The following is a 20529-nucleotide window of genomic DNA, read 5'->3' on the forward strand; positions in this document are numbered from 1 at the left end:
TCTTGATCCACTACTACAGGCGCTTGACCGGATGGAGGCGATCGTCGAGGATACGTTGACACTTGCTCGCCAAGGCGATACAATAAGCGAAACAGAGTCGGTCAGTTTGACTAACCTCGTCGGGAAATGCTGGGCGACAGTAGACACGGATGACGCAACTATCGAAATTATAGATGAGATGACCTTTCAAGCTGACCCTGACCGGTTACGCCATGTGTTCGAGAACCTGTTCCGAAACGCCGTTGAACACGGTGGATCCGACGTGACCGTTCGTGTCGGCTGTCACAACGAACTTGGGATCTACGTCGAAGACAATGGACCAGGAATTCCAGTCGAAAAACGTGATGAGGTGCTCAAACCAGGACACACGTCGGCACAGGGGGGCACTGGTTTCGGGTTGACTATTGTAAAACGAATCGTAGAAGCCCACGGCTGGGAGTTGTCTGTAGCCGATGGAACCGATGGTGGTGCACGGTTTGAGTTCGAGATGTCTGAACAGGGAGAGCTCGTGTGAGTATTTAGGCAATGCCCGACCCATGGCTGAGAAGTGTGACCACACCTACTGAGCGCGGCGTGTACTAGATAAGCGCTCTGTATTCACGATGGCAAATCTGTCAATTGTTGAGTATTTTAACAGAGCTAAATCCTTCGCAATATATCTTGACTCGATTATAGCCGACACTTTGACTCTACTTCGTATCTCAGTACTGTTCCGGCGCTGAATTTATGATTTCTTTTAGCGCAATTGGGACCATAAAAAATCCAAGGTACAGGTGATTATCACTACGATTTGGTCTATTCTCGGCAGGTCACCAGCCACGATTAAAAGAAACAACGACGTCACGAGATAGAGACACGCAATCGCCCATCGAATGATGGGATTCTCTAGTATTCGAATGTAGTTCACGGTAAGGATTTGTTGTGTTCTCTGTGTTGAAGATTCTGGAGTAATCAAGCATAAAATAGTATAGCAGCACCATTTGGATCCAAGTGAATATGACCCGGCGAAAATTCCTCACTGCAATTGGTATGCTGGTGTGGAGTGGATGCGTATCACCTTCCAGTCCGAGTTCTCGAACCGATTCTACAATCACTGTTACTAATCGTCGCAACAGGCAAGTGGAACTCTCTGTTCGGCTCATGGACGGAAAGTCCGCGTTCGCCGTGGAGGGTTTCGAACTTGACGCCGGTGAGACGAGCCAATTTGACCAGGCAGTGCCGGAGACCCCACCAACGATGAACGTCGTCGTCAAGATACTCGAACCCGTTGAAAAAACGTACAAACAAAGAATCCGTGCGGGTGTCTCCGAATATGCCGTTCAAATCCGATCAGACGGCATTGAGGTGATCTGGGAGTGAAACTGGATTCCGTGTAGGTACTGCCAACCCAGCGACCTGATACCAGCGCGTCAGATACGCCTCTATTTAGTACGGTTTCAACAAACTGGCCGACAACCGTCAGTAGCGCTTTGACCGATACAGCCGATGCAGCCTTCACGGAAACTGCGTTATTTCCCCCAGCCAAATCCTGAACCAACCGACAGAACGTGCCTGCGCATTGAGTGTCGAGGATTCTGCCAGATCTGGGAGATATTCTAACAGCTGTGCGAGATACAGGGCGCGGGCCGTGTTTAGACGCTAGGAATATTGCCTGAACGGCGGGATTTCGAGGAAGTGAAGCGAGCAGAGTTCGATGTGCCCTCGAAACTCGCTCGCTTCACCGACCGATGTGTGGCATTATCTCAAAAAGCTGTCGGGAGTGACGGCAATCAGCCTGTCAGGAAAGGGGAAGGTGGCTACGCTGATTGGGTAATCGTCGCTCTTCATGGACTCCGCGAGTACCTCGACCTTCCATACCGACGACTCCTCGATATCCTCCGTGAAATGCCTGATATCGTGGAGAAACTCGGATTGACGGTCGATGAACTCCCGGATTTTACCACGGTCTGTGCCCGGAAGCAGGCGCTGAAGATGCGGATCTGGCGAGTGCTGTTGCGGCTGTCGGTGAATCTATTTGATACTGGAGAGATTCAGGCGATTGACTCCACCAGCCTCGCCCATCGTTCGTCTAGCCACAACTACGCAAAACGTGTCAAAGGAACGTTTGAGTCGGTCAAGACGACGCTTCTCGTGGATTGCTCGACAAGGGTAATCCTCGACGTACACTGCTCGATGAACCTTCCACACGACACACAGATCGCGTGGCAAGTCCTCTCGAGAAATCTCGACCGCTTGGGAACTGTGGTCGCCGACAAAGGTTTCGACTGGGACAAACTTCGGCATATGCTGCGGGACGAAGGCATCAGAACGGTGATCAAGCACCGAGAATTCTATGGGCTTGATGCCGCCCACAATGCTCGGATAGATGATGAAACGTACCATCGGAGGTCTATCGTCGAATCGATATTTTTCGCGCTTCGCAAGCGATTCGGCTCGACGGTTAAAGCCAGAACGTGGTTCGGTCAGTTTCGAGAGATCGTCCTAAAAGCCGCTGTCAGAAACATCGAGCAGTCTCTCACCACCTGAACCGCGCGAATTCGAGCGTCTAAACAAGGCCCAGGGCGCGTATTCAAGACGTTATGTGCTCAACACCAGTAATCTCGAACCGCGCCCCACCGTCCTTGCTTTCGGTCAGGGCAACCTCCCACATGTGCGCATTAGCAATTTGCTTAACAATCCGCAAGCCGAATCCGGTACCCTTCTCTCTGGTCGAATACCCCGCCTCAAACACAGCCGTGCGCTCTGTCTTATGAATCCCAGGACCGTCATCAGCGAAATAGAATCCGTCCTCATCTGAAAGATCGCCGACCGTGATGGTTACGTCCTCACCGCCGTGTTCAACCGCGTTACGATAGAGATTCTCAAAAAGTTGCTGGAGCCTGTTACTATCAGCTTGGATGTGTTGCTGGGTTTCAATTTTTAAATCCGCCGGTTTGGTCGTAGGGAACTGCCAACTCTGTTCGGCGATATCTGCCAGTGCGACTGTAGTTGTCTGTTCAATATGACTGTCCTCACGGGCTAATGTCAGTAAGTCATCAATCAATGCTTGGCACCGACCGACTGCCTCAGTTGCGTCGGCTAGGTGGTCACTTTCACAGTCATCACGAGCTAGTTCTAATTTCCCATCAACGACATTTAATGGATTCCGGAGTTCGTGGCTAATAACACTAGTAAATTCGTCAAGACGTTCGTTCCGACGCTTGAGTTCCTGTTCGCGACGTTTCTGTTGATTAATGTCGCGGGTGGCACCAACGATCCAGTCCACGTCGCCGTCCATCTCAACCGGCGTGATATGTGTCCTCCAATAGACAAGTCCATCGTCAACCGGTGACCCCTTGTTCGGAACCTGTTCCTCAGCGAGTGTCTCCTCATAACTAAGTGACTGTCCGGTTTCGAGACACTGACGATACTTGTGGACAATATCTTGCCCACGCGTCTCGCCGAAGAGTTCCTGCGGCGTCTTCCCCCGGATATCATCATTCGAGAGCCCAGTTGCCGACTCAAACGCGTGGTTCACTCGCTTGATCACAAACTCATCATCTGAGTGTTCAATAATAAACAGCATATCCTGCGCATTTTTAAATAGTGTTTCAATTTGTTTAAGAGCGTTAATTCGTTCTTTCTGTGCTGTGACATCTCGCGCAACGATAGCCACGGCTTTACTCACGTCCTCGTCCCCAAATTTCGGACGCGTAGACACGGGCGAGAATCGGTGCTCGTAGACTGATGCCGACTCGCCAGCAGTCACGGTCAGTTCCACTGGACCGGGGTTCTCATCTTCGCAGTCGTTTAGTGCCGTCCTAAGCGCCTGTTTGAATTCCACAACCCCCGAGCGGGTATCAGAATACTGCTCAACAAGTGGCATAATGGGTTCACTGTCAATCTCTTGGGCTGTGAGGCCAACGTTGGCAAGCGATTGCTCATTCGCATACACGACTCTCTGGTTCTGATCTACCACAAAGACTGCATCATTGATACTCTCAAGTAGATCCTTGTACTGTCTGAGTTGGTGCTCCCGTTGTTTACGTTTAGTGATATCACGGGCGAACGCGACGAATCGGTCCTCTCCTTCCAAGCGGAAGCTGCTAATGTGGATCTCAACGGGAAAGTACGATCCATCACGCCGCTGGTAAGCGCCCTCCAATCGATGTCTCTCACCCACATCTATCTGATTCCACAGCGCGTGCGCCTCGCTGTGGTCGATAGACTGGTCCAACTCCCAGACTTTCATTCCGGCGAGTTCTGAAGCATCGTAGCCGGTCCTCTCACAGAGCCGTGGGTTCGGACTAAGGATGTTGCCGTCAGCATCGTGAAGGTTGATCATGTCCGGCGAGTTCTCAAACAGCGCCTCCAGCCTACTCGTTTTCCGCCGGAGTTCCTGTTCACGCTGTTTCCGGTCAGAGACATCCCGCACCGTACAGACGAGTTCACCGCGTTCGGTTGTCGCCAGCGTGTGATCCACAACGACTGTACTCCCGTCCGAACGGATGCTCGTTGTTTCCCCGTGCCAATATCCTTCTTGCTCAACTGCCGGAAGAATTTCCTGTTTTACCTCCGATATATCCTCGTCCGGATAAGCTAGTTCCCAGTGTTCGCCGATCATCTCGCTTGGATCGTGGCCGTGGAGGTCGGCGAACCGCTGGTTGACGTAGATATAGTGGTGGTCGTTATCAAGGATACTGATACCTTCCTGAGCTCTTTCAATCGCTTCAAGTTGACGGGTTCGTTCTCGCTCAGCTTCCCGCCGGTCAACGGCTTTTTTAATTCGGTTTGCGAGCACTGGATACTGTCCGGTCCCGCTCTCTTTCTGCATATACTCCGTGACGCCCGCTGAGATTGCGTCGCTGGCGACTTCCTCACTCCCCTTGCCCGTGTAAAGAATGAACGGAAGGTCTGTGTGCCTCTCTCGGACGGCTCCGAGGAACTCAATCCCATCCTGCTCCGGCATATCGTAATCGGAAACCACGCAGTCAAAGTTGTCGCTGGCGAGGCGATCCAAGCCCTCACTTACGCTCGTCACCGTTTCAATTTCGAACCTGTCGTCTTCACGTTCAACAAAGGTCGCGACCATCTCGGCAAAATCAGGTTCATCATCGACGTGAAGAATCCGAATAATATCATCCATAGAAGCACCATTGATACACGGTAACACGAAAATCTGTTGAATTCAGCCACTCCATACTACGCTGAACTCAATCCTCTGTATCTTACACGGCGTTTCTAGTAGACTTCTGAGAAGTAGTCGCTGGGCGCGGTAGGTGTGTGACCCATACTGACTGATCACTCTCTCCCGTTGATCGGCCTCGGTTCGTATCTCATTCGCGCTCTGCATCCTGCATGTACCGAAGTGACCTACCGTGGACTTGCCGGAAGCCGGGTGTAAGATACAGAGCTCTATCATAGATGGCTGTTATTACTGCTTCTCCGAGACGATCAGGATTGATTTGTGCTTTCTCCAAAGAATCAGCTCAGTAGCTTTCCTCTTCGGCTAATTCTGACGAAGACGCAGAATCAGTTTGTGAGTGTGACACGTTCTCATTACGTTTTGATACCGATTTCGGCTGACTAACCCAAGAGATATCCTCGGTTTTAATTAACCGCTCCAGTTTGTGTTCAAACTCCGTGTCAGAGATATTTCCCGTTGCGTATTGCTGACGGAGGTTCTCAATCGGTGTGGATCTGCTGTCCGCCTCGGAATCAGCAGGATCGGCATTGACGGGGTCAAACTGTTGGCCGAGTGTGTAAACGAGAGATGCCGATATTAACACAGCAGTAATGCCAAGAGCCAACCAGTGAAGCCCATTTATCGGGACAACACGTGGGTCGGGTGTCTGAGTATATTGTGGAGTGCGTAGAAAGGTGTAAATCAACCAGACACCGAACACCGCACTAAGCGAAGCAGCGGCAGCCCGCGGCCGCGGGCTTTCAGGGGCCCAACCGAACATATGTCACAGATCAGTACAGTCAATAAAATATTTTGTGAATATCACGAATAGGTTTACGACCGGTAGCGGATGGCCTGTTGTTCACACGCCGAGTGCGACGAGCGTTCACTTACCTCTGGTCCGTCTGTAGTGTGCGCGCGCTCTTTAGCACGGCTCCAAAGCCATATCACTGGTTGAGGATTCGAACAAGTCTCCCCAATCCTGGTTTGGACGTGCTCTTCAGTGGTCGATTCCCTCTCAGGTGGGAGTCGTTTCGAAGAACTTGTCCATGCCCATTTCCGCGTCCTAGACTTCTACACGCGGTTTGCGATCAACGACGTCGGCGAACGCAACGTTTTCGCGCACCTGTCGCATCTCGACGGTGACACAATCTCCGATATCCGTCTCAGGGACAATCACAACGTAGCCGCGCTCAACTTTCGCGATCCCATCGCCTTGATCACCGAGGTTCTCGATTTCAACTTCTCGTTGTTCACCTTCCTCAACCGGTGGCCCGTCGTATTCTTCTTGCTCATTTTCTTGATCAGTAGGCTGGATGGTGTCAGTCGTCTCTGTATCGGTAGCCTCTGACGTTGACGTCGAAATAAGTGCAACACGGTATGTCTCACCCTCAGTAATTGTCCCAGTGGCTATCTCGCGGTCTGGTACTGTGATCTGATACGTTCCATCATCTTGCTCGACAGTCGCAGTGTACAATGTCTGGAGTGTCTCAGAAATTTCCATAAATTGTGTTTACCGTAATACGTGGTAGATAACTTGAGTCTAGTGTTCCCGACACTCTCGGTTGGTCACTCTCGTCTCAAGCGAGTGATCCAATAGACCGCTTAGGAATTCTCGCTGTGATCAAACAGCGCGGCGAACTCGTCAAGAAGCTCCTGTGGTGATTGCTCGCCTCCACGAGACGGAAGCGGGGCTTCCCAGCATTCGATCTTGAGTGTGTGCGCGTTCGATACCGGCTCAGGTTCGGTTGTCACGTTGAAGATACCGGTCTGATAAATCGCTAACAGCCGCTGATTGTGCACATCAACATAATCGACACCAACTCGATTCAATACGGCTGGAATGTCAGTCGGCTCAGACAGCGAGACGGAGGCGCTTGGTGCCGCCGAGTCGCACATACCGTTGTTTCGCATATCACACATATAAAACCCGCCTCAGAGTGGATTCATCCGTACTATCTAGCTCGTTACCCTGACTGATCTGTTGTCTCCCAGTGAGTGCTGCAGCTGGTAGTTTCATACACCTGTACTCCTTATCGTGATTAATTACCTGCCGCGCCCCCAACTATATCATCAACCCGCTGATGGACAGTACAATGGCAGTCACGCTTGCCGAGCCAACGGTGCTTGCTGCCGCGAAAGACACCCTATACCCGGATATCGACACAAGTCCGGATCAATATGCGGTCACGGAGACGCAGTTCACGCAATCGACATGGGGTGGGTGGACAATTCCTGATACACTTCGCGAGCGGCTCGCGCCGTACAACACGCTCCGACTCGCCGCCGGCGAGCCCGACTTACTCGGCGTCGGCATGCCGGCAACGGAGGTACTGAATGGTGATGCAGCGACGACGCCAGTGACGGTGGTTGAGGCGAAAGGCCACAACTCCGACCCGGGCGACGCAGATGTCGCTCGCGGCATCACGCAAACTCACGCCCATCTCCCAGAAGTCAACCTTGGATACGTTGCTGCGCCGGCCGCTAGCATTACCGACGCGGCACGTGCACATGCACGGAACCTGAACGTTGGTGTCATCGCCGTCGACGATACAGGATCAACACGTCTCGTCGAACCCGCCCGTGTTACTGGAGCTGGTGAGTTCTCCACAACAATCGATGCGGTGCGACTCCAAGCCACGACGCATCGACTCACCGATGGCAGCTTCCCAGTGAATCACCCGAAAAACTACCTCGGGTACGCACTTGCGATTGCCGCCGATGGTGACACAGACGTTGTCTACGCCGATAACGTTATCAACGCCATTTCTGATGGGCGGCGCGGCGCGATTCTGCTGAACCTCGTTGATGCCCAGCCAAACGGGGACTCACTCACACACCTCGGTGCTGAGGTTGTTCGCTTCGCTCGCGACCAACATGGAGGCGTCACAGCTGCGCTTGAGATCTTCGATAGCTGGACCGGTCGCTCAACCCGATTCACCGAACTCGCACCGCGATGGGCGCAACTCGCACGGTCAGTTGCGATTCAGTACGAACCAACTCGGCTGATTGTTGAGTCACTCGAACGACTCCACGATCAGGGGGTTCGTGATGCGACGATCGCTGATATGGCGCTCGAAGCAACCCATATCAACCAGCCGCTCGCTGTTGAGGTGTTTTTTACCCAGCATCGGCGGAACGATGTGCTCACCGCAGCTGGTGATATTGACGAGTCTGTGCTTACTGACCCGAGGATCTACAAATCGGGGATTCACTTCCAATTTAAGTATCAGTTGTTCCACCTCGGAGTGGTGACGACTGGTGGGACAGACGACAAAGAGGCAGTGTTGGATAACGAGTGGCGGTTGGAACACACAGTTGGACTTCCGACGTAGTTACTCCTTGTATTGACTTCAGTATGAGCCCCTCCATCGCGATAAAGATAGCCCGGAGATGCCGGTTCCTGGAGGGCCGACCGCTACGATACCTCACTCATAGAGCGCTAACCGGACGGCATCGGACATCCCACTAACGCGAGCGGCATGCTCCCACGATTCTTCGCGGATCCCGTTGGTGACGTATGCGAAGCCGACGTTTAGTTCAGGGTCACCCCAGCCAAAAATACTCCCGAGCCCGGCATGACCGAACATCCGCTCGCGACTGAACGATCCGAACATGTCATTCGCCAATCCGCCAGTCCAAAACCCAAGCGCATACCGGGCCGGTCGCGAGAGTGTCCCGTCCGAATCCGTTTCAGCGTGGGTCCGAGTCGCTTCAGCAACTGTCTCCTCAGCTAGCAGGCGTGTGCCATCGAGTTCACCGCCGTTGGCCATACATGCATAAAACCGCGCCATATCTCGCGCAGTGCCAATCCCGTTTGCTGCCGGGATAACTGCACGTCGAACGGCTTCAATGTTAAACGCGTCTGCGGATTCGGACGCTGGAATACCTAACCCTTCACCGGCATCCCGGCAGCGGTCGAACATCTCGAAGCCAGCAAGGGTAGCCACATCGTCATCTTCATCCGGGCTAAGTCCAATCGACGAGCGGTCCATTTCCAAGGGGTTGAATACGTGTTCGGCAACATACTCGTCGACGTGTTGACCGGATATACGGTGGATGAGCTCACCCACAACCCAGCCGTAATTGAACGTATGATACGCGGGTTGTTCACCCGGGTCAAACACCGGATCAATATCTTCCATGGCTTGGACAACTGCGTCCCAGTCACCCCATTTTTCGGGCTGGTCATCAAAGTCGCCATATGGGATACCGGCGGTGTGGCTAAGCACCTGCCGGATGGTGATCTCGGCTTTCTGTGTTCCGTCGATGGCGAACTCGGGCCAGTGTTCGACAACCGGGTCATCGTATGCCGCCTCGCCTCGCTCGATGAGTTGATGCAGGCCGACGCCGGCATATGGTTTCGTACATGAGAAAATGAGATGCCGCGTTTCTGCGGTCGTTTCGTCGCCGTCCGGCCCGGTCGTTCCGCCAGCAAAATCCACAACGAGATCCCCGTCAACGTAGACGGCGAGCTGGGCACCGTGATGTAGGCCGACATCGAGATGTCGATGGAATTCGGCTCGAAGTTGCTGTCGATCGCTCTTGGTGAGTGTTGGCATACCTCTACTTGAAAAGTATTGATGATAAGAATTGGGTAAGAGCGTACAACTTGCTGTCTACACGCTCTGTTTCGCGCACACAGGTCCTGACACGGGGTGAGTAGATTGAGGTTATACGTCTATATGTTATCCCCAGTGCTGACTGCATCAAAAGTGAATTATCAACTTCTGAATAAAATCGACTCCTGGGTTACGAAAACACCGGCCGCTCAGCATACGCGATCGGGTCATGTGACCCAGCGTTCCGAAACGCTTCGAGCCGGAATGTACACGCATTATACGTCCCACATGCCGGCTCTTCGTTACGGTAACACGACCAGGTGATGTCGTACGGCACTCCGAATTCTAGGCCGCGCTCTGCGATTTCTCTTTTCGACCACTCGACGAACGGCGGTTTCAATTCGACTTCTATCTCTGGTCTTATCCAGCTCTAATAATCGTCACGTACGTTGTTAATAGTGTGTCATCCTCTGGAAGCGGAGGAAGGCGTCGGTATCACTTTTGATTACTAAGTTGTATTACCAAGTTATAAGTAAGTGAATTACAGACATCAGCCATGGCCTTTACCGGCGAATTCGAACGGGAGGGTGCTACCGTCTGGTCACGGCGGCAACGGGGTCTGGAGCGACTGTTCCGGCGTACCGTTGAGCTGGAGTTCGACTTCTTTGCGGCAGCGTACAGTCAGAAGATCCCAGAGGGTAATCGGCGATGGTGACGACTAAGACGGTACTCGGACTCACTATCGCGACACTCGTCGTGTTCACCGCAATGGGGATCTACGCCTCCCGTGGGCGGTTTGATTCAGCCGAGTACCTCATCACTGCCCGCAACTCGGCCGGTGGAGGACAGCTGACCGCCACTCTGATCGCCTCGGTGATGGGCGTATGGATCCTGCTGTCGGCACCTGAGGCGGGGGCTTCCTTCGGTATCGCAGCAGTCGCCGGCTACGCGGTTGGGGAGGCGCTTCCTATGCTGGCGTATTCGAAGATCGGGCCTCGGGTTCGCGAAGTGATTCCCAACGGTCATTCACTCACGGAGTACACGTATGCTCGATACGGGAGTGCGATGTACACCTTCGTCCTCCTCGTGAGCGTGTTGTATATGTTCATCTTTCTCGCTGCCGAACTCACTGGGATCGCTCTAGCTCTCGCGCTCGTCGCCGACGTGCCACAGTGGTTGACAGCGGTCCTTGTCGGTGGGTTCGTCTTGGCGTACACGGGGTACGGTGGACTACGTGCGAGCATTCTCACCGACACAGTCCAGGTCGCACTCGTCCTCCCGCTGATGGTCATTGCCTTCACCGGTGCGGTCGTTGCCCTCGGCGGTACGGGTGCGGCCTACGACGGAATCCTCGCGGCCAATCCGTCGCTGCTTGACCCAATGAACCCGGACGGCGTCCGGTTCGGGGTTGCCATCGCACTCGCAATCTTCGGAGCCGAACTCATCAATCAGACGTGGTGGCAGCGTATATACGCAGGGTCCGATGCGAAGACGGTTGCGCGGGGCTTCCGAACTGCTACTGTTGCCAACGGGGTAATAGTCTTACTCGCTGCTCTGTTCGGCGTTGTCGCCGCCGGCAATGCGTCCATCGAGAACCCCTCCACAGCGTTTTTTGCTCTTCTCGGTGAGACGTTCCCGGAGTGGGCCGTGGTCGCGGTCACGCTTCTCGCACTTCTGCTCGTGATGAGTTCGGTCGACACGCTATTTAACGCGCTTTCAAGTGTTGTCACAGCAGATCTTCCGCGATTACTTGATGACCCCGACGACCGGACGCTCTCGCTCGGCGCGCGGGCGCTCACGATTGTTGTCGCCGTCGCGGCAATCTACGTCAGCCAAATGGCACAGAGCGTCTTGGCGCTCTTTTTATTTGCCGACCTCCTGGGTGCGGCTATTGCGGTCCCGTTCGTGTACGGACTTTTTTCCGACAGACTCACCGAGGGAGGCGCACTTATAAGTGGTATTGCTGGCCTCGCGATTGGGACAGCATTCTTTCCCTTTCCTCTTGGGATCGCTGAAGCGCTCCGTTCGATCCCGCTTATTGGTGCGATGTTACCGTCTCCTGACGGGCTCTATCTCACGTCGTTTGCTGGTGCCTTCGTGACCTCAACTGCGTGCACGCTAGTGTTCGCTAGACGCTCGTCACACCGGTATGATTTCGACAGGCTTGCGAGCGATATCCGACGGCTCGATGACCCTCAACCCGATGGCGGACGGGTCGACGACCAAGAGGTGAACAACCAATGACCGTAATTGGGTCGGCTGGATTCACGTTGTTACTCTGGGGCGCGGTCTTGGCCGTTTCTGTTGTGTTCCTCTATGAGGTGTATGCGATCGCCGACGAGTTCGGCTGGATCAGCGGCAAAGTAGGCCGCACAGAGAAGGGGAAACCCGGTGGTGAGTCATGAGCAACCAACGATCCGGACGTTTGTCCACCGGTGGCGGCACAGTACGTGAATACCTTGGTGAGATGGGCCCGTCGTGGGTGGCCGGTGCTATCGCCGCCGGGCCGGCGACGATGGCCAGCTTGATCGCCGCCGGTGCGAGTTTCAATTATACTCTCCTCTGGGTTGTTGTCTTGTCAGCGGCTGCGGGTGCGGTCGCACAGTTCCTCGCGATGCGGCTCGGGTTACTCACCGAACGCGGTATCGTGGGGGTCGTTGAGGCCCACCTTGGTGAGGTGTGGGCGGTTATCCTAGTCGTCGATGTTGTCGTCGTCGCGGGCGCGGCACAGTTCGTCATCATGAACACTGCCGCGTCGGTCTCGGCGTCGTTGACCGGCGTTGATCCCCGGATCTGGGGATTGATCTGGGGAGTCGTTCTTGCGGCGGGGCTTGCCGGTCGAGGCTACCGATTTATTGAACTTCTCTCTAAGGCGCTGGTGACGCTTGTCGTTCTCGCGTTTGTCGCGTCGCTGTGGGTCGTCCCCGTCGATTACGGGGCTGCTGCGACCGGCCTCGTACCATCGTTACCCACAGGCAGCGGGCTGGTCGCGGCTGGTATCCTTGGCGGCGCGGTTCACATCACGCTAATCACGATGCAGTCGTACACGATGCGAGCCCGAGACTGGACCTTCCGAGACTACAATCTCGCTACTCTCGATATTGGGATTTCGATGCTGGCGGCGTTTGGCGTCTATAGTGTCGCTGTTTTCCTTGTAGCCGCGAGTGTGCTTTCCGATCCGGAACTGACCGCGATCGGTGCTGCGGAGACGCTAGGTCCGTTGGTTGGTGACAGTGCTGGAACGCTGTTTCTACTGGGTTTGGGTGCTGCTGCTGTCTCCACACTCGGTGGTAATACTGCTGTTCCGCCATTTCTCGTCGCAGACAAGCTTGGCTGGGGAACGTCGGTTTCGGACACGCGATATCGCCTTCTGCTTGCGGGGTTCGCGCTGGGGTCTGTCGCCGGCGCGTTCATCGGTGGGGAGGTTATCAGTCAGCTTGTGCTCGTCCTTGCGTTGGGAACGCTGGGGACACCGTTTGCCATTGCGATCGTACTCTATCTGCTTAACAGCGACGCGGTGTCCGAGCCTTCTTCCACGCTCGCAAATGTTGGGGGACTTAGCCTGCTAGTCGTCTCCGGAACGCTCGCGGTGAATTTCCTTCGAGAGCAGATCGGAAGCGGCATTGACGTCCTTTCGGGGGCCGTCCTCGCATTTGCGCTCGTCCTCGGTGTTGCAACGGTCATCTTAGGCATCAATTACGTTCGGGAGGAGGTATTAGTATGACCAACACCCAAGTCCCGCTAACCGGACGGACACTGATTGTCGGGCCGTCTGGGATCGGGAAGACGAGCCTCACCGCACGGACACTCGCGAACTGGCTAGAAGACGGCCGGACACAAGAGGCGGTTGTCTTCGAGTTTGGTCCCGAGTTGGATCGAAGCGACCGCGTCGTCGGCCGCCGGTTGTGCCGGTTTGTGGAGATCCCCGACGAGGTCTGGATCGACCCTGTCGAAGCGAACGCCCCACGCTCACAGGGAAGCGAGACGTTAGACGCGCTCAAGCTAGCCCGTGAGAACGCTGAACGAGCCAACCGCCGGTTTGACAACGCACCACCTGATCCTGATGCCGTATTCGTCAATGACGTCACGATCGCATTCCAGCACGAGGTGGGAGACCTAGACGCCCTCATGCGGTACTGTAGCCAAGCCGATTGTGTCGTCATCAACGCTTACGAGGGAGACGAGTTCGGCAGCGACGACCCTGTGTCGCAGCGTGAACAGACGGTTTTACGCCGCCTCCGGAGCTGGACCGATCGAACAATTGAACTTACCTAACGCTTGCCGCTGTAGCCTCTTTCTCGGCCGTCTTGGACAAATTGGCGGGTGCGGCCGGAACGCGACATCCCAGCTAGTTGTCTCCACGTCCCGACACCGACAGGTCGGAGACTGTATCAGGAAATCCTTTAGCACTGTGCTGTTCAAGGCTGATGCTCATCATCTCCGCTGTTGGTAGGTGGTCCAACACAACGAGTACGTCACTATCGCTGGACGCCTCAAACGTGTTGACGAGTGGGCCGCCCTCCTCAACGAGGAACCGTAATCCCACGCATCGATTACGTCTGTGACATCCTTTTGTCGACGATCCACCCTCCTGGGTAAGGTTGACGGTCACTTCGACAGTAATCTCGCAGTTGTGGCCGTCCGGTCGCGAGCACTTCCCGTCGTAATGGTGGATTCGGTGGTCTGAATTTATTCGCATCGGGTTGTCGGCTCTGATTTAGAGTGTCCGTTGGCCTGCTTCGGCGATATCTATCGCTGTGAAATTATCTTTAGGTATGCATTGAAAAACATCTAGGGAATACCTACGTAACTAATAAGCCTTCGTTCACGCGTGCTTACGATGTCTAACGCTTGAAAAAAGCGTATGATTGCTGACTCGCAGGGGTGATCCAAGTGGCACTTCCCGGCCAGTGGGTGAGTCATCAATCTACCAGAGAACGCGTCGAGTGTTCGCAGCTCTGTTATCCCCAACAGTAGCAGATTCACCAACTCAGAGGATGTGAGTTGCCGGTCCACCGGACGGCACGAACGCACCTGAGCGCGGGTCCCAGCCGACACCGTCTGGTGTCGCCGGTGGGTCATTTACCTGTTGAGACCGTAGGGGACAGTATGGCGACAATCGACGCGGACAAAATGATGGTTCTCGCCGGGGTGCTGCTCAGCGCCCTCGCATTCCTGGACGTTTACTCAACGTGGAAAAAGACGCGACAGACCGTACGAAGCGAGGACGACCCCGATGCGGCGCTAGACACCGGAGAACAGGACCAAGATCCGACGATATCGGATGGGTGAACCGGCTGGGGCAAACGTCTTTACGGCTATAGTACCAACCAAACATATGGCTGACACAGACGATACAGTGGCCGATATCGCAGAGGATATCGACGCCGATGGACTAGGCACCGCAGTGATCGCGTCAATTGGCTCCGTCGCGCTTGCCCTGTACTTCTACTACGTCCGGGGAGACAAACAACGTGGACAGTTCGTCGGACTCTGGCCTACGACTATCCTCGCCGTGGCATCCTATTTCAAACTTGAGGAGATCCGGCAGAAGCTGGACGAGTTAGACGCGTAAACTGTCACTGCGGTCGGCAGCTAAATGTCCAAACCGGGAATCGCTTGAGAAAATGAGCCTTATTGTCAGTTCCGACTCGTAGTTCGCAGCTGTTACGAGCAATGTATTGGTAACTTAGTAGTGACCACCCGGCGGTTGGTCGACCCGCAAAATGCTGGACCAATTGCGTGACTTGGGATTGGTCTCTTAGCAGTCTCTTTAGCCTGATCGTTGTTACCAGCGCTTGAGCCTCCTGATGCGTCATGTTCCTGTTTTGAGCGTCGTCAACGATGGATCGAGGCGTCGAGAGGATCTTCAGGCTCTGTAGCATGGTTAGATGAGTACGATGTTCGGCCCACTACACTCGTCTCCGTGACGGGTTTGGACACGATTTGATTCGTGTCGCGAAGTTTCAAGTCCGCGGCGAACGCCGTTCTGATAGCTTCCTATATGCCTCATACGCAAGACCAACCCACCACGTGGCTTCTTGACATGGACGGAGTGCTGATCCATGAGGAGGTTGCCCTCCCAGGGGCGAAGGAGTTCGTTAGTCGCCTCCAAGAGCAAGACAAGGAGTTTCTCGTGCTCACCAACAACTCAATTTACACACGTCGCGATCTGTCTACCCGTCTTGCGGATGTGGGTCTTGACATCCCAGAAGAGCGGATATGGACCTCGGCCGTGGCCACGGCTCAATTTTTGTCAAATCAAGTCCCAGATGCGTCGGCCTACGTTATTGGTGAGGCTGGACTGAAGACAGCGCTCCATGAGGTGGGCTACACGCTGACCGATACTGACCCAGATTTCGTCGTTCTAGGAGAGAGCCGCACCTACTCGTTCCAGAATATCACACAGGCCGTCCAACTGATTGACCAAGGCGCCCGATTTGTTGCAACGAATCCGGATGCTACCGGACCCTCCCCTGAGGGTCCGATACCGGCTACCGGATCCGTTGCTTCGCTCCTTACGGAAGCCACTGGGCAGGACCCGTACTTTGTCGGTAAGCCCAATCCAGTCATGATCCGGAGTGGACTCAATCGGATTAGGGCGCACTCTGAATCGACGGCAATGGTAGGGGATCGTATGGACACCGATGTTGTGGCCGGCATTGAGGCCGGCCTGACTACGTACCTCGTACTTACTGGATCGACCGACCGCGACGAACTCACAGAGTATGCGTACCGCCCGAACGATGTCGTCGAGTCGATCGCTGAGTTGGTTGAGACGATATCCTCCGGCTGAAGCTACCGTCCGGGTCGGTGAATGGTGAACGGCCACGGTAGTGGGTTTCAGGTCACGTCGTCGGGGTCGGTAGGGCACTCGGCGCAACGGATCTTGCTCGGCCACGTGTTGTTGAGACGTCCGGTACTCGGGAGCACCCGAGACACGTCGAACCATCAATCGGCGCTGGTGCCACCGGTCGTAGGGCGAGATTGCTAGTCAGTCGTCGGCAGGAGAAGCCTCAGCCTGCCCCTGCCAGAGATTCGCATATGTTCCCTTACCTGCAACTAGTTCCTCGTGACTACCCTGCTCGACGATCCGGCCCTGATCCATGACAACGATCTCGTCTGCGTTCTGGATCGTCGACAGTCGGTGGGCAATGATGAACGCGGTCCGCTCCTCGACCAGCCGCTCAAGGCTTTCTTGAATCAGCTCCTCAGTCTCCGTATCAACATCCGATGTGGCCTCATCAAAAACGATGATTTCGGGGTCATTGAGCAGTGCCCGGGCAATAGCGAGGCGCTGCCGCTGGCCGCCCGAAAGTTTGATACCTCGCTCGCCGACTTGCGTGTCGTATCCATCCGAGAGATCCTCGATGAACTCATCAGCCGCGGCGGCCTCAGCCGCCCGCTCAACCCGAGCGCGGGCGCTCTTGTCAGGTTCTCCTGCCCACTCGGCCTCGAGTGTTTCGCGGTCGCCGTACGCGATATTCTCCGCGACAGTCCCCGAAAACAGGTATGGATTCTGTTCAACAATGGCGATGGCGTCTCGTAACGACTGCAGATCATACTCCCGGACATCAGTCCCGTCAACCCTGACTTCTCCGTCATCCACATCGTGGAACCGGGGAATGAGTTTCAGGAGTGTTGACTTTCCGGCTCCAGTCGCCCCAGCAAGGCCGATTGTTGTCCCCGCCGGCACATCAAGCGAGATATCATGAAGGACAGGTTCGCGGTCCCCGTAGGCGAACGTCACATCCTCAAACGTGACCTCCCCGTCAATCGACTCAGGAGTGTGCGGCGAGTCGGGGCTCGTAATAGTTGGCTCACGGCCGAGCAACCCGAACACGCGCTCGGCACTGGACTTCGCAAGCTGGTACTTATTTGCTGACTTCCCGACTCGGCGCATCGGCGAGTACAGCCGCCGCAACAGAAGGAAAAAGAGCGCGAACCCACCAAGGGTCAGCACCCCTGCCTCACCGGGAACGCCGGTGATGATATCAGTGCCACCGATATAGAGAACGAGGACGAACACGACGCCGGTTAACAGCCGTAGCGTCGCAAAGAATCCACGTCGGATTTGTAGCGCCGCAACCTTCTCGTCGTGGTACGCTTCGCTCTGCTCAGCGACCCGACTCTGCTCAAAGCCGTACCGGTCGAACGCCTTAATCACCGCAGCGCCACCCAGGTTGTTCTCAAGCCGCGTGTTCAGTCGAGCGACGGTCTCGCGAATCGATTTATACCGCGGCTCGATCCAGGTGAGAAACTGCCCACTAGCCAGTCCGATGACCGGGACGGGTCCGAGCGCGATAAGCGCCAACTTCGGCGAGTATGTCCACAGGATGATCGCAATCGCACCGACTGTTGCGACCACGCGGATGAGTTGTCGAAACTCCGTGTTCAGGAACTGCTCAAGCCGATTGATATCGCTGTTGAGGATCGACATCATGCCGCCGGTCTGATGATCGGCGAAAAAATCCATCGAGAGCCGCTGGAGATGGTCATACGTGTCGTTTCGCAGATCACGCTGAACCTTCTGTGCAGTCGCTTGAAGCAGATACCGGGACACAAACCGAGCGAGCGACCGGACCAGATACGCGAGCACCGCGATGAGTACGAGCTGTTCGAGCACTGCGAGGCGGGCCGCTTCGCCGGTGATCTCACCTGGCGGCAGCAAGCCCACGTCGGTCAACAGTCCCGCGTCGGCCGAGCCACGGATCGCCCGATCGATGGCCGCCGCGACGACAATCGGTGGGACCAGTCGGGCAAACCGAGTGAGAAACGCCGCAAGCACGCCGAGCGTGAGGGCCGGCCAGTAGCGTTTGGCGTAGCCGAGCAAACTCACCATCGGGTGGCCGTCAACGTTCTCCCGGACGTGTTCAAACCCGCCGTGGTCGTCTGTCACTACACTTGATAGCGTGCTTGCGCACAAGTATCCGATGACATGGACGTGTTGAACCGCTCAGCTGTATACGGAAGCATCGGCAAGCTCCGTGATTGACCGCCTCGTTGTTGCTACCGCTTACGTCACGCTCTGAGTTCACCATGTCCACCTGGGTGATCTACTCACCAATGCTGCGGGAACAATACCCAAGATGATCGAGTGTGGGGTCAGCGACCTCGACATCAAGACGCTTGAAATAGCGACCGTCGTTGAAATCGACGTGAGCAGGCGGAGTTACGGAGAATGATAGGGGCATAATCAGACAAGAGATCGCTGGCGTGTTCGTCGAGGACTCCAGCCGTAATCCGGTGGTATATGAAGTCGTTCGGGACCGCGTTGACGCCGAGGATGGAGATAACAATTTTTTGGTCGCGTCGCAAAGCGGTCTAGAGTTTGCCTCTGGTGCTCTCAGTTGAGAGGTCACAGCTCATTGCTGTTTTGGTCGATCGCTGGAGCAGTTCGTCGAGGAACGACTGGTAGTACTCTGGGTCAGCGTACTTCACCAGCCGAAGCTGGAGTATCGCCTCTAATCCCTCCGTTGTCCAGCGCATCCACTGGTTCTTGCACCGCTTGCTGACTTCGCCCATCAGCCGTTCGACGGGGTTCGAGGTCCACGGCACCTCGAACCCCTCGACAGCCTGCTCAGCAAACGTCACAATTGACGGCAGCCACCGCCGAAGATACCCCGCAGCCTTCTCTGACCCGTACTGATCCAACTGCCAGGCTGTCTTCTCGATACGCTCGGTCGTTCGCGCGATCCGCTCACGGATCGCCGCGAACTCCTCGTTTGGACGGTGCTTGGCGACCGAATTCTTCAGATGGAACATCTCGTCGATCACCTCCGAGACGATCTCGTTCCGCCGATCCAAGGAGAACACGCCGTCGTCCCAGAGGTTGTAGTCTAGCGTTCGGCCGACGTGGACGAGATCGAGCTGGTGATCGCGGTTCTCGTCAGTAAAGGCTGTGACGATGCCGTCATCCGCGTCACTGACGACCGTCGCGTCGTCAGTGACTGTGTCGATGTCATCGAGGTCAGCTGCTGTCTCGTCCCAATCAGCGTTCACCGAAAGATCCAGCAGGGATCGTGACTCCTCGGCAGTATCTTCGCCGAGCGTGGCCTGGACGGAGTGGTACGCGCGGTCATCGTCTCGGCTGTGACACTTCGTGCCGTCAGGAATGACGGCGTCGGCGTCTGTGTCAGCGACACAGTCTGGAAGGAACTGCTTGAGCTTGCTGCCGTATTCTCTGGCGCGGCGGTTAATCGTGGTCGGCGACGGCATCCTCTCGAAGATGCCGTCGCCGTGGTCAGCAGCGTCACGATAGCTGAGCGAGGTAGCGAGTTCGACGCTTTTGGCGGCGATGTCCTGCTGATAGCGGTTTTGCCCGTCGAAGTCGAGAACGTCTTCGACGGGCCGGAAATAGCTGGATTCGTCGTGGTCAGCAGCGGTATCTTCGACGTAGTGAAGGTCGAATTCGTGTTCACCGGCGGTTGTGACGGCTGTGCGGGTGTCAGTACCGGCGCGTCGGAATCGCTGATCACCATTGCCGTGAGCGTGTTTCTCACCACAGAGCGCCTCGACGCGAGCCGCGTCGAGGCTCTCGACCATCGATTCGAGCAGCACAGACTCGACGTTCTGCTCGGTAACGAACTCGGCAAGAGTGGCGAGCGGTACCGTTTTGTCCTCGTCGATGCTAATCGTGAACCGCACGTCGATTGTGGCGTGCATGGGTTGCCTCGTGGCTTGGACACCAGAGGCGACCCCTTCCTCAGAGGAGTCAGTTGCTACTGAACTCTAGAGGACTTTGCGACACGACCAAAAGTTCGTTCCCAGTATAAAGGCCCCGTCAGTCCCGACGAGTAGACG

19 protein-coding genes and 1 pseudogene are annotated in these 20529 nt (G+C 55.5%); 11 read left to right on the forward strand and 9 right to left on the reverse strand.

The genetic code is table 11. The annotated features are described in order from the left end of the window. The 3 genes from ACFQMF_RS15350 to ACFQMF_RS15360 all read left to right on the forward strand — a co-directional run. On the forward strand, positions 1-514 hold a 514-nt coding region (locus ACFQMF_RS15350), incomplete at its 5' end, for a sensor histidine kinase (RefSeq protein ID WP_379792278.1). Between the two features lie 626 nt (positions 515-1140). Next, on the forward strand, positions 1141-1359 hold the full coding sequence (locus ACFQMF_RS15355; RefSeq protein WP_256409690.1) for a hypothetical protein: 219 nt from the start codon (positions 1141-1143) through the stop codon (positions 1357-1359). A gap of 336 nt (positions 1360-1695) precedes the next feature. Then, on the forward strand, positions 1696-2526 hold the full coding sequence (locus tag ACFQMF_RS15360; protein WP_256409836.1) for an IS5 family transposase: 831 nt from the start codon (positions 1696-1698) through the stop codon (positions 2524-2526). Positions 2527-2569: 43 nt separating this feature from the next. On the opposite strand, the gene ACFQMF_RS15365 is transcribed toward ACFQMF_RS15360, so the two are convergent. The 4 genes from ACFQMF_RS15365 to ACFQMF_RS15380 all read right to left on the reverse strand — a co-directional run bounded on the left by ACFQMF_RS15365 (position 2570) and on the right by ACFQMF_RS15380 (position 7063). Continuing rightward, entirely contained in the window at positions 2570-5125 is a 2556-nt protein-coding gene (locus tag ACFQMF_RS15365; RefSeq protein WP_256409691.1) for a PAS domain S-box protein, read from the reverse strand. Positions 5126-5468: 343 nt separating this feature from the next. Next, positions 5469-5945 carry an SHOCT domain-containing protein gene (locus ACFQMF_RS15370; protein ID WP_256409692.1) on the reverse strand — a complete coding sequence of 159 codons (477 nt, stop codon included), beginning with the start codon at positions 5943-5945 and terminating at the stop codon, positions 5469-5471. 285 nt (positions 5946-6230) lie between these two features. Next, positions 6231-6668 (reverse strand): TRAM domain-containing protein, encoded by a 438-nt coding sequence (locus tag ACFQMF_RS15375; protein WP_256409693.1) that lies wholly within the window; start codon positions 6666-6668, stop codon positions 6231-6233. Positions 6669-6769: 101 nt separating this feature from the next. Beyond that, positions 6770-7063, reverse strand: coding sequence for a hypothetical protein (locus tag ACFQMF_RS15380; protein WP_256409694.1), 294 nt, complete (start codon positions 7061-7063; stop codon positions 6770-6772). A 197-nt stretch (positions 7064-7260) separates the two neighbouring features. Here ACFQMF_RS15380 and ACFQMF_RS15385 point away from each other — a divergent pair, with 197 nt between their 5' ends. Next, positions 7261-8499 carry a hypothetical protein gene (locus ACFQMF_RS15385; protein ID WP_256409695.1) on the forward strand — a complete coding sequence of 413 codons (1239 nt, stop codon included), beginning with the start codon at positions 7261-7263 and terminating at the stop codon, positions 8497-8499. Positions 8500-8592: 93 nt separating this feature from the next. Here the strand turns inward: ACFQMF_RS15385 and ACFQMF_RS15390 are convergent, their stop codons facing one another. Then, complete coding sequence (locus ACFQMF_RS15390; protein ID WP_256409696.1) at positions 8593-9726, reverse strand: serine hydrolase domain-containing protein; 1134 nt, start codon at positions 9724-9726, stop codon at positions 8593-8595. A 190-nt stretch (positions 9727-9916) separates the two neighbouring features. Continuing rightward, positions 9917-10147: pseudogene (locus tag ACFQMF_RS15395) on the reverse strand (7-cyano-7-deazaguanine synthase); the annotation flags it as partial. 287 nt (positions 10148-10434) lie between these two features. Between ACFQMF_RS15395 and ACFQMF_RS15400 the strand changes: the two are divergent. From ACFQMF_RS15400 to ACFQMF_RS15415, 4 genes are read left to right on the forward strand one after another with little or no spacing between them, the layout of a single operon-like run. Then, a complete protein-coding gene (locus ACFQMF_RS15400; protein WP_256409698.1) occupies positions 10435-11970 on the forward strand; it encodes a sodium:solute symporter family transporter in 1536 nt (511 codons plus the stop codon). Next, positions 11967-12131, forward strand: coding sequence for a hypothetical protein (locus tag ACFQMF_RS15405; RefSeq protein ID WP_256409699.1), 165 nt, complete (start codon positions 11967-11969; stop codon positions 12129-12131). Before ACFQMF_RS15400 ends, ACFQMF_RS15405 begins: the two co-directional genes overlap by 4 nt. Further along, complete coding sequence (locus ACFQMF_RS15410; RefSeq protein WP_379792282.1) at positions 12128-13450, forward strand: NRAMP family divalent metal transporter; 1323 nt, start codon at positions 12128-12130, stop codon at positions 13448-13450. Before ACFQMF_RS15405 ends, ACFQMF_RS15410 begins: the two co-directional genes overlap by 4 nt. Continuing rightward, positions 13447-14001 (forward strand): P-loop NTPase family protein, encoded by a 555-nt coding sequence (locus ACFQMF_RS15415; protein ID WP_256409700.1) that lies wholly within the window; start codon positions 13447-13449, stop codon positions 13999-14001. Before ACFQMF_RS15410 ends, ACFQMF_RS15415 begins: the two co-directional genes overlap by 4 nt. 73 nt (positions 14002-14074) lie before the next feature. Here the strand turns inward: ACFQMF_RS15415 and ACFQMF_RS15420 are convergent, their stop codons facing one another. After that, positions 14075-14425, reverse strand: coding sequence for a 6-carboxytetrahydropterin synthase (locus ACFQMF_RS15420; protein ID WP_379792284.1), 351 nt, complete (start codon positions 14423-14425; stop codon positions 14075-14077). Positions 14426-14835: 410 nt separating this feature from the next. On the opposite strand from ACFQMF_RS15420, the gene ACFQMF_RS15425 reads away from it, so the two are divergent. The 3 genes from ACFQMF_RS15425 to ACFQMF_RS15435 all read left to right on the forward strand — a co-directional run bounded on the left by ACFQMF_RS15425 (position 14836) and on the right by ACFQMF_RS15435 (position 16522). After that, the gene (locus tag ACFQMF_RS15425) at positions 14836-15018 is read left to right on the forward strand and encodes a hypothetical protein (RefSeq protein WP_256409701.1); all 183 of its coding nucleotides are present in this window, start codon (positions 14836-14838) and stop codon (positions 15016-15018) included. A gap of 46 nt (positions 15019-15064) precedes the next feature. Beyond that, complete coding sequence (locus ACFQMF_RS15430; RefSeq protein ID WP_256409702.1) at positions 15065-15301, forward strand: hypothetical protein; 237 nt, start codon at positions 15065-15067, stop codon at positions 15299-15301. Between the two features lie 471 nt (positions 15302-15772). Beyond that, a complete protein-coding gene (locus ACFQMF_RS15435) occupies positions 15773-16522 on the forward strand; it encodes an HAD-IIA family hydrolase (protein ID WP_256409704.1) in 750 nt (249 codons plus the stop codon). Between the two features lie 198 nt (positions 16523-16720). Here the strand turns inward: ACFQMF_RS15435 and ACFQMF_RS15440 are convergent, their stop codons facing one another. Together ACFQMF_RS15440 and ACFQMF_RS15445 are read right to left on the reverse strand one after the other, a co-directional pair. Next, positions 16721-18625 (reverse strand): ABC transporter ATP-binding protein, encoded by a 1905-nt coding sequence (locus tag ACFQMF_RS15440; RefSeq protein ID WP_256409705.1) that lies wholly within the window; start codon positions 18623-18625, stop codon positions 16721-16723. A gap of 425 nt (positions 18626-19050) precedes the next feature. Further along, entirely contained in the window at positions 19051-20391 is a 1341-nt protein-coding gene (locus ACFQMF_RS15445) for an ISH6 family transposase (RefSeq protein WP_256409706.1), read from the reverse strand. Positions 20392-20529: the final 138 nt, after the last annotated feature.

Source organism: Halorubrum rutilum (assembly GCF_042665015.1).
Classification (GTDB): Archaea; Halobacteriota; Halobacteria; order Halobacteriales; family Haloferacaceae; genus Halorubrum; species Halorubrum rutilum.

What these genes read in the sequence shown, in the direction of transcription:
- ACFQMF_RS15355 (WP_256409690.1), top strand. Translation starts at nt 1,141, where the DNA reads ATGGACGGAAAGTCCGCGTTCGCCGTGGAGGGTTTCGAACTTGACGCC.
- ACFQMF_RS15365 (WP_256409691.1), bottom strand. Translation starts at nt 5,125, where the DNA reads ATGGATGATATTATTCGGATTCTTCACGTCGATGATGAACCTGATTTT.
- ACFQMF_RS15370 (WP_256409692.1), bottom strand. Translation starts at nt 5,945, where the DNA reads ATGTTCGGTTGGGCCCCTGAAAGCCCGCGGCCGCGGGCTGCCGCTGCT.
- ACFQMF_RS15375 (WP_256409693.1), bottom strand. Translation starts at nt 6,668, where the DNA reads ATGGAAATTTCTGAGACACTCCAGACATTGTACACTGCGACTGTCGAG.
- ACFQMF_RS15380 (WP_256409694.1), bottom strand. Translation starts at nt 7,063, where the DNA reads ATGTGCGACTCGGCGGCACCAAGCGCCTCCGTCTCGCTGTCTGAGCCG.
- ACFQMF_RS15385 (WP_256409695.1), top strand. Translation starts at nt 7,261, where the DNA reads ATGGCAGTCACGCTTGCCGAGCCAACGGTGCTTGCTGCCGCGAAAGAC.
- ACFQMF_RS15390 (WP_256409696.1), bottom strand. Translation starts at nt 9,726, where the DNA reads ATGCCAACACTCACCAAGAGCGATCGACAGCAACTTCGAGCCGAATTC.
- ACFQMF_RS15400 (WP_256409698.1), top strand. Translation starts at nt 10,435, where the DNA reads ATGGTGACGACTAAGACGGTACTCGGACTCACTATCGCGACACTCGTC.
- ACFQMF_RS15405 (WP_256409699.1), top strand. Translation starts at nt 11,967, where the DNA reads ATGACCGTAATTGGGTCGGCTGGATTCACGTTGTTACTCTGGGGCGCG.
- ACFQMF_RS15410 (WP_379792282.1), top strand. Translation starts at nt 12,128, where the DNA reads ATGAGCAACCAACGATCCGGACGTTTGTCCACCGGTGGCGGCACAGTA.
- ACFQMF_RS15415 (WP_256409700.1), top strand. Translation starts at nt 13,447, where the DNA reads ATGACCAACACCCAAGTCCCGCTAACCGGACGGACACTGATTGTCGGG.
- ACFQMF_RS15420 (WP_379792284.1), bottom strand. Translation starts at nt 14,425, where the DNA reads ATGCGAATAAATTCAGACCACCGAATCCACCATTACGACGGGAAGTGC.
- ACFQMF_RS15425 (WP_256409701.1), top strand. Translation starts at nt 14,836, where the DNA reads ATGGCGACAATCGACGCGGACAAAATGATGGTTCTCGCCGGGGTGCTG.
- ACFQMF_RS15430 (WP_256409702.1), top strand. Translation starts at nt 15,065, where the DNA reads ATGGCTGACACAGACGATACAGTGGCCGATATCGCAGAGGATATCGAC.
- ACFQMF_RS15435 (WP_256409704.1), top strand. Translation starts at nt 15,773, where the DNA reads ATGGACGGAGTGCTGATCCATGAGGAGGTTGCCCTCCCAGGGGCGAAG.
- ACFQMF_RS15445 (WP_256409706.1), bottom strand. Translation starts at nt 20,391, where the DNA reads ATGCACGCCACAATCGACGTGCGGTTCACGATTAGCATCGACGAGGAC.